Raw genomic sequence first — 7,269 nt, 5'->3', positions numbered from 1 at the left:
TTGCTATTTAAGCAAATAACAAAACCTCCAAAACCTAGTTATGTCTAGCCTTAGAGGTTTTATTTCTTTAATATATAGAATTATACTTTATTATTCTATATATTAAAATATATTTTTGCTACAAATTTTTATATTTTTTCCTTCAATTTTCGATAAAAAAAAATAACAATCCACTATGCTAATCTATTTTGTATTATACTTCATTCATAGAAGCCACAAAATATATATCACACCTTGTATTATTATTTTCTTTAAGATACCTAAATTTTTATTAGTCTATATACTGGTATCTCTTTTTGTAAATTTCCTTTTCTAAAAATTATTGTTCCATAATAATTTTCTGAAAAGCTCCAGCCTTCCATTAGCATATATTCTTTAAAATTTTCTATTTTCATTTCTTCATTGCTTGCTTCTATAAAGTAATTATTTGAAAAATAAGACTTAGCAACTTTACTTTCTGTTAAGTTTATTTTCACTATAAGAAATAAATCATTTCCAATTACAATCATAATAACTAATATCAAAACTATTTTCATTGACTTAATAGATTTTCCCCATCTACTCATATTTTTTAACTCTTCCCATTCGTTTCACATTTTAATTTAAGGCACCTTGGCTTATTTTTTTAAATGCCTAAATGTAAATTTATAAACTTATTATTTTTATTAAGCCATCCCTATATTTTATAAAATATAGTTTGCAAATGATATTATAACACATTTTTTGTCACTAAAGTCCTATTATTTTCATAAATTATTATTAATTACAATAATTTTCGAGGTGTTTTTATGTTTGCATCACTATTATTAGTGTTATCCATATCACTAGATTCTTTCGTAGCTAGTATTGCATATGGAACTAATAAAATTAAAATTCCTTTAAAATCGGCTTTAATTATCGATATAGTTTCCGCTTTGGTTTTAGGCTTTTCATTAGCTATTGGATCAATAATAAAAGATTTTATTCCTGGAAATATAGCTGTGATTTTTAGTTTTACAATTTTGCTTTGGCTTGGTATTTATAGATTATTTGAATGTATATTTAAAGGTTATATACTAAAACGTTCAAATTCACATAAACCCTTAACTTTCAAGTTATTTGACTTTAAATTTGTAATGGAAGTTTATGCAGATGAAATAAAAGCCGACTTTGATAATTCAAAAACTCTTAGTCCTAAAGAAGCATTTTATTTATCCCTTGCACTTTCATTAGATAGTTTAGCCGTTGGTTTTGGAAGTAGTTTAATAACTATTAATCTTATACAGGTTATATTTTTTTGTTTGATTACAGGTATTATTTCAATCTTACTAGGTGTATTTATAGGCAGAAAATTCGTTGAAAAAATGAATTTTAATCTTTCTTGGCTTTCTGGAGTATTGCTAATAGTTTTAGCATTTATGAGAATTTTATAAAATTTATATACCTATGGTAGCTGAAAATCTTCTCACTTTTAGCTACCTAATATTTTTCAACCTTTTATTTTTAAACTTTCTTAACTATCTTTTTTTCAAATTCACTTACTTTTCTTATAGTTTCTTCTGATAATTTACAAGCTTTATATACTATTGAATTAATATTAATTAATGAATTACTTATATCTTCGCCTTCCTTAGCCTGTGTATATGCTTCTTTAGACAACTTACTAAGTTCCTCTTTCTCTAGCTTTGTAAATTTTATCAAGGGAATTCTTGAAACATATCCCGATGTAATCATATTACTTCTTAATAATATTCCTCTTACTAAATATGTAACTAGCGATGAATTTAAGTAAGCCATCAGCCACCATGAATCTTCTTCTTTACATATAATGTTAGGATTAACTCCAAAAGCACTACCTTTTGGAAGTTTAGCTGCAGTAAAATTCACGCCTACTGATGAACATGTTATTCCAGGTAAAAATAATAATTCTTTATTTCTAACCATAAAATTTTTAATATCTTTTTGTATTTCCAAAAAACTCTTATGTATGTATATGTAATTATTTGTATAAAATCTATTGTTTCCAGGATTTTTATAGTAAGGTATTATATATGGTTCTATTTTTTCAGTTGATAAATACTTTTTATCATTTCCAGTTGATATTCCTGTTACACATTTGAATTCATTTGAAATTCTCTCCATTTTAAATATTTTTTTAATTTCTTCATTACAGTCTATAATAAATTCAAGATTATCATAAGGCGTATCTAATAGTATATTTTTAAGGCTAGTTATATTTTCACTACCACTTCCACCTTCTATAAGTTCTCTAAATTCTTTTGTAGATGTTACTCTATTATTTACTCTAATATATTTTTGATTTTTTATTCCCTTTTGTAAAATTATTATACTAGTTCTTACATCGGCCCCTTGCTCCTTAAATAAATCTGTTGGACACATTGTTATTTCATGAATTGCACATTCTTTAACTATTTTTCTTCTTAATGATTCATGATATTTTGCCGTGAAAAATGAATCATGTGTAATTAATCCAATAATTGCATTAGGTTTTGCTAAATCAATTATAGCTGAAATAAACATGCTATATGTATTATAAATTCCTACATCACTAAAAATCTTTTTAAGATCCGTCTTGTTGCCCTTTATTAATTCTACTTCATGACAATTATATGGAGGATTTGCAATAAAGTAATCATATTTTAGCTGCATATTATTTAATTTTTTATTTTTCCTATCTCCATAAAATCTTAAAAAATCTTTTTCTTTAAAATTACATTTATAATTATGGCTATATGTATTTATATCAAATCCGTCTATTAGCATATTCTCTTTTAAAAATATGTTAAGAAGTTCTTCTTTGCCACAACATGGATCTAAAACTTTTTTACCAGAAGGATTAATTTCTAGCATTCTTTTGGAGACATAATCTGCTACAAACCTCGGTGTTGAATAATATCCTGATTCTCTTTTATCAATATTATCCTCTACTACTTGTTTTTTACCTCTTCCCATAAACCGGTCTCCTCTCTTGTACAGAGTCTATACTATTATACACCTCTTTAGTCATTTTAAAAAAATAAGTTGCTTAATAATTAAATATCCATTATTTACAACAATTTTTAAGACTTGGATCCAATCAAGTCTTTATTATTTTATTAAGTCGCCTTTTTCTGCTGATACTTTTATATCACCCGATTTAATTTTTCCATATATCTCATCAACTTTTTTCATTGTATCTTCGGTTAGGTTTGGATTTTTTTTTGGTATACCTACACCATCATTTTTAACATCATAAATTAAAATTTTTCCACCTTGAAATTTTTCTTCAGTAGCATCTTTAATCATATTATAAGTTACACTGTCTAGGTTCTTAATGGCTGAAGTTATAACAACCGATTGCTTACCTTTATATATGCCACTATCATATTGATCTTTATCAGCACCAACTATCCAAGCTTCTTTACCTAAACTAGCTCTTTCTTTAGCTTCATTTATAGCGCCATTACATAAGTTGCCAGCAGCACAGAATATAGCTTTAGCTCCTCTATCATACATTTCAGCAGCTAATTGTTGAGCTTCAGCAACATTAGTAAATGAACCTTGGTATATAATATTTTCTGATTTTAATTCTATGTTAGTTCCTAAGTTAGAATTTGCATATTTTATACCTTGTTGGAATCCCCAATTAAATCTTTGTACTGGTGGTGTTTCCATTCCTCCAATAAACCCTACATTGCCATCTTTCATTTTAAGAGCTGTTGCTACCCCGGCTATAAAACCAGCTTCATGTTCTGCGAATAATATCGAAACTGTGTTATCTCCAACTTTTACTTTTTCACCAGCTATTCCACCCTCAACAGGAGATCCATCTAATAAAACAAATTTTATGTCTTTATATTTTTCTTGAGCTTTGAATATAGTAGTCCGAAATGCAAATCCTGGAGTTACTATAAAGTTAAATCCCAAATCAACTAATCTATCAATTGCTTTAGTATATTCATCTTCTGTTTCGCTAAGTGATTTTAAATATTTACTATCTAAATTGAAATCTTTTGCTGCTCTTTCTATACCTTCCCAAGTACCTTGATTAAATGATTTATCATCAATATTATTTGAATCTGTAACCATACCAACTTTAACATCTCCTTTTATTATGGTTTGAGATTCTGCCGTATTTCCAAACCCAGCAAACATAGTAGTAACTACTGCAACTAAAGCTATAAGTCTTTTTTTGTCCATAAAAATTTTTCCTCCTATATAAAAATTTGATTATTAACATTACTTGAATTATGATAAATAAAAATCCACCTTAACCTTTATGTATATATAAGTTGTAATTAATAAAATTTATTATTTATAAACTTGTATTTATGTTACCCAACAAATAGTAAAAATAATTAAATATCACTTAATTTTTATCTGCAACATACTTTTATAAGTTATAATAATTATAAATTTAGGCAGAATAATACTTAGGAGGTGTTCGAATTTGAATAAAAAAACAAATCATTTAATTAAAGAAAAATCACCTTATCTTCTTCAACATGCTTATAATCCAATTAACTGGTTTAGTTGGTCAGGTGAGGCTTTTGAAAAAGCTAAGGCAGAAAACAAGCCTATCTTTTTAAGCATTGGATATAGCACTTGTCATTGGTGCCACGTTATGGCTCATGAAAGCTTTGAAGATATTGAAGTCGCTGATCTAATGAATAATAATTTCATAGCTATTAAGGTTGATAGAGAAGAACGCCCTGATATAGACAGTATATATATGACAGTTTGCCAGCGTCTTACAGGACAGGGCGGATGGCCTTTAACAATACTTATGACCCCTGATCAAATACCATTTTATGCAGGAACTTATTTTCCAAAGGATAATAAATATGGAAAACCCGGTTTGCTTCAAATCCTTAAATCCATAGGTAGCAAATGGTATACTTCTAAGGATGAAATTATTCAATCTGGAAATAGAATACTAGAGTCTATAAAAGATGATTTTTCTCCAGAAAATTCTAGTGAAGAATTAACAAAAACACCTGTTAAAGATACATTCTTATTATCTAGCCAAATGTTTGATTCAACTAATGGTGGTTTTGGAGATGTTCCAAAGTTCCCATCTGCTCATAAATTAATGTTTTTATTAAGATTTGGTATTAATGAAAATATGATAAATCCTTTAGAAATGGTGGAGAAAACTCTTAATTCAATGTTTAAAGGTGGTATTTATGACCATATAGGATATGGTTTTTCTAGATATGCTACAGATGAAGCATGGCTTATTCCCCACTTCGAAAAAATGTTATATGATAATGCACTTTTATTAATAACCTATTTAGAAACATATGAGCAAACTAAAAACCCTTTATACAAAACCATATGTGTAAATACATTTGAATATATTCTAACTCAAATGGCAAGTGAGGAAGGTGGTTTTTATTCTGCTGAAGATGCTGATAGTGATGGAATTGAAGGTAAATTTTATGTATTTAACCCAGCTGAAATCCTAGTACTTCTTGGTGATGAAGATGGAGCTTACTTTAATAATTACTATGGGGTTACTCCAGAAGGTAATTTTGAAGGTTCAAACATTTTAAACTTAATAGATAACTATGCTTATAATAAAGAAGATGAAAAAATAAAGTCTCTTAGATATAAAGTCTTTGAATATAGAAATTTAAGAACTAAACTTCATAAGGATGATAAAATACTAACATCTTGGAATGCTTTAATGATTACAGCTCTTGCAAAAGGATATAAAGTTTTAGGAGATGAAAAATATCTTCACGCTGCAAAAAAAGCTTTAAACTTTATTAAAGAAAAATTAACTAATGATAATGGTAGATTACTTGCCCGCTTTAGGGATGGTAATTCTAAATACTTAGGCTATTTAGATGATTATGCATACCTAGTTTGGTCATTAACGGAACTTTACAATTCTACTTTTGATGTTAAATATTTAAAAGAAGCTTTAAAACTTAATAAAGCTATGATTGATTTATTTTGGGATACAAAAAATCATGGTTTCTTCTTAAATGGTAGGGATTCTAAAACTTTAATTGCTAACCCTAAGGATATTTATGATGGTGCATTGCCTTCAGGAAACTCTGTTGCAAGTTTTAACTTAGTTAAGCTATACAAATTAACGGCCGATAAAAATTTAGAAGAATACGCCTTTAAACAGCTTACTGCTTTCTATGGAACAGTTAAAGAAATGCCTATTGGTTATAGTTTTTATGTTATAGCTTTAATGGAAATGCTTTATCCTTCAAAAGAATTAGTAGTAGTTGCCAACGATAATAGCGAATTAGAAGACCTTAAAATCACTTTGAAAAATAAATTCACACCTAATTTAACAATTGTAGTTAAAACTAAAGAAAATGAAAAAGAACTAGAAAACCTAATTCCATTTACTAAAAACTATACTATGAAAAATGATAAAACCACTTATTATTTATGCACTAATGGTTCATGTAATACACCATCAAATAATTTAAATGAAATTACGCTTTCTTAGCGTTAAGTTATTTTTAAATAAGCAACAAATAAGTCTTATTGTATAGTTAAAGAGAATTTAATATTACTTCATTTTTTGTGAATTACTTATATAACTATCACCTAAGTTTATTTGAAACTAGGAAAAACTTATGCTATACTCAACTCCTTACATTGGGATAATAGAACTTAATTAATATAATAATATTTAAAAACAAAAAAATTTCTAATCATTAATATTTCATATAAAGAGGAGTTACTAAATGAGTAATATATTATTTAATCACAAAAGTGCTTGTGTAGTTCATAAGGCATTAGAGTACAAAATACAAGCTAAAGAAAATATGATAGAAGCAAATATACCAGATATAACTGATTTTTTTAAAGAAGAGTTGCAAAAGGAAAAAGATGTCTTTGAACATTTCACTGGAATAGTATTCATGCTTAGTTTAGATAAAGATGAATCAAGAAATGTAAATCTAGGCAGAAAAAAAGCTTATATATTAATGCATAGCTTAGAAGATCTAATTCAAGTAAGAAAAAAAATAATAAGTGAAAATACTAATGAGGTAATCTTTAATAGAAAAGTAACCTTAGAAGTTAAAACACTTGCACCAATTAAAACTAAAATAGAAAACCTTTGGGGCAATACGCCACAAAAACCACATAGCCTAACTAATGATATGAAGCCTGAAGATTTTGACCGTAGGTATTTAGACTATTATAATCTTTTATAAACCAAATATAATTTAATAAAGTTACACTTTATTAAATTAAAACATATGAAAAATAGGGAACCTTTTGTTAGATTCCCTATTTTTATTTATTTTATGACGC

General features: G+C 27.1%; 6 protein-coding genes. 3 read left to right on the top strand and 3 right to left on the bottom strand.

The annotated features are described in order from the left end of the window. Positions 1-260: 260 nt before the first annotated feature. Positions 261-566, bottom strand: a complete 306-nt coding sequence (locus BLS77_RS01560) for a hypothetical protein (RefSeq protein ID WP_089965138.1) — start codon at positions 564-566, stop codon at positions 261-263. 222 nt (positions 567-788) lie between these two features. On the opposite strand from BLS77_RS01560, the gene ytaF reads away from it, so the two are divergent. After that, a complete protein-coding gene (ytaF, locus tag BLS77_RS01555; RefSeq protein ID WP_089965137.1) occupies positions 789-1,412 on the top strand; it encodes a sporulation membrane protein YtaF in 624 nt (207 codons plus the stop codon). Positions 1,413-1,482: 70 nt separating this feature from the next. Here ytaF and BLS77_RS01550 read toward each other — a convergent pair whose 3' ends face one another. Beyond that, a complete protein-coding gene (locus BLS77_RS01550) occupies positions 1,483-2,952 on the bottom strand; it encodes an HsdM family class I SAM-dependent methyltransferase (RefSeq protein WP_089965135.1) in 1,470 nt (489 codons plus the stop codon). Between the two features lie 135 nt (positions 2,953-3,087). After that, positions 3,088-4,179 carry a BMP family lipoprotein gene (locus BLS77_RS01545; protein WP_089965133.1) on the bottom strand — a complete coding sequence of 364 codons (1,092 nt, stop codon included), beginning with the start codon at positions 4,177-4,179 and terminating at the stop codon, positions 3,088-3,090. Between the two features lie 250 nt (positions 4,180-4,429). On the opposite strand from BLS77_RS01545, the gene BLS77_RS01540 reads away from it, so the two are divergent. Continuing rightward, positions 4,430-6,454: a thioredoxin domain-containing protein gene (locus BLS77_RS01540; RefSeq protein ID WP_089965131.1), complete on the top strand. Its 2,025-nt coding sequence runs from the start codon at positions 4,430-4,432 to the stop codon at positions 6,452-6,454. Between the two features lie 241 nt (positions 6,455-6,695). Then, positions 6,696-7,169 (top strand): hypothetical protein, encoded by a 474-nt coding sequence (locus tag BLS77_RS01535; protein ID WP_089965129.1) that lies wholly within the window; start codon positions 6,696-6,698, stop codon positions 7,167-7,169. Positions 7,170-7,269 lie beyond the last annotated feature (100 nt).

The organism is Clostridium gasigenes (assembly GCF_900104115.1).
Lineage (GTDB): Bacteria > Bacillota > Clostridia > Clostridiales > Clostridiaceae > Clostridium > Clostridium gasigenes.
Note: the sequence above shows the minus strand (reverse complement) of the source record. Positions and strands in the feature narration are given on the sequence as shown.